Origin of the sequence: Aeromonas sp. QDB14 (assembly GCF_027707845.1) — a bacterium.
Lineage (GTDB): Bacteria > Pseudomonadota > Gammaproteobacteria > Enterobacterales > Aeromonadaceae > Aeromonas > Aeromonas caviae.
On the sequence record NZ_JAPCJD010000169.1, the window covers coordinates 1 to 1,584 of the forward strand.

Consider the following 1,584-nt stretch of genomic DNA (forward strand, 5'->3'; position numbering starts at 1 on the left):
GCAGCCTGTCAAGGTATTCGAAGAGTACTGTCAGGCGGCATAGGCGAGTGTCGCACTTCGAAGTTGAATTCGCGAAGAAAGTGGATATGGTGGTGTTCATTTAGTGTACAGCTGCTATGAAAATCAACTGGCTGATCACGAATGGAAAAAAGCAAAGGTTGAAGTTCAGCTAAGAACTGAGTTGCAGCATGCTTGGGCTACAAGTCTAGAGATTATTGATACTCTTGAGCAGATTAATCTAAAGACAAGGCATGACGGGCATGATGACTGGCGTAAGCTGTTTTCCATCGCTGGGCGATTGGTATCACATGAAGAAAAAGCATGCGTTATCGAAGATGCACAAACTCTTATAAGTCTTAGGCAGGAGCTTTGTGAGCTTGCTGATAAGTTAGATGTTGTATTAAAACTTGCAAGGTATACATTAGCCATAACATTTACGACAGATCATAAAGCTGTAAAGCAAGGGAGGAGTGGACAGGGATTGTTTCTTGTTTGCATGCACATACTCGAAGAACAGGAAAAGAAAATACAGGTAACAGTTAAACACTTCTCAATGAAAAACAGTGAAAAAGCTCTTGCTGAGTTAAATGAAGCTGATTTAAATGAAAAGATAATTATATCTGTTCTTGTCTCCGCCTCTGATGTCCGTGCTCTAAAGCAGGCATACCCAAATTATTTTGGCTCCACACGAAAATTTAGTGACTTTCTCGAAAGGCAAAGGGGGGATTTGGGGTAGTATTGGTGGAGACTACATGTTGGTTGTTTTGTACAACCAGGCATATATCGATCAGCATATGGTTCCCCTGACAGGGGCTGACGGGTGAACACACAAACGGGAGGCTTGGGCCTCCCGTTTTCCATGGGAAATGTGAGAGAGTAGGCTCCAGCTCGCGGGCGCCCGTCTGGCCATGACAGCCGGACGGGGCGAACGCGACATCTCATAACGGGTCGAGGAAGTAGATGATGAGGACCATGGTGCAAAAAGGGCTGCTGGCCTCCCTGTGCCTGCTGCTGGCCGCCTGCAGCAGTCAGCCTGATGCAGGCAGTGCGGGCAACTGGCGAGGCTATACCCAGACGGGGCTCGCCTCCTATTACGCCGATCGCTACCACAACAAGCGCACCGCCAGCGGGGAGCCTTACCAGCGCCACGCCAACACCGCCGCCCACATGACACTGCCCTTCGGCGCCCTGGTCAGGGTCACCAACCTGGCCAACGACAAGAGCGTGGTGGTCAGGGTCAACGACAGGGGCAATTTCCCCCGCGGGCGCATCATCGATCTCTCCAGGGCGGCGTTCAGCGCCATCGGCAATCCCCGATCCGGGCTTATCAAGGTCAGGATTGAGGTGCTCTAGTCGCCGGTTCTGCATGTGCCCGAGCCCCTCCATACCCGGGCCGCTGGAAGAGGATGCTTCCCAGTGATCGCGGGCCATCTTCTTCATTCCATTGGTGAGGTTGCCAACGCGGCTTCCCATTTTCCGGTGCGCCATTAAGATAGCCAAACGAAAAACGCGAATTCAACTTCGAAGTGCGACACTCGCCTATGCCGCCTGACAGTACTCTTCGAATACCTTGACAGGCTGCCT

2 protein-coding genes are annotated in these 1,584 nt (G+C 51.3%); both read left to right on the forward strand.

Annotated elements, in window-relative coordinates:
- The first annotated feature begins 103 nt into the window (after positions 1 to 103).
- Positions 104 to 736 carry a hypothetical protein gene (locus tag PG887_RS22260; protein ID WP_270822932.1) on the forward strand — a complete coding sequence of 211 codons (633 nt, stop codon included), beginning with the start codon at positions 104 to 106 and terminating at the stop codon, positions 734 to 736.
- Positions 737 to 963: 227 nt separating this feature from the next.
- The gene (locus tag PG887_RS22265) at positions 964 to 1,353 is read left to right on the forward strand and encodes a septal ring lytic transglycosylase RlpA family protein (RefSeq protein ID WP_164915520.1); all 390 of its coding nucleotides are present in this window, start codon (positions 964 to 966) and stop codon (positions 1,351 to 1,353) included.
- Positions 1,354 to 1,584: the final 231 nt, after the last annotated feature.

Coding starts and splice junctions, on each gene's coding strand:
- PG887_RS22265 (WP_164915520.1), top strand. CDS start 964: ATGAGGACCATGGTGCAAAAAGGGCTGCTGGCCTCCCTGTGCCTGCTG.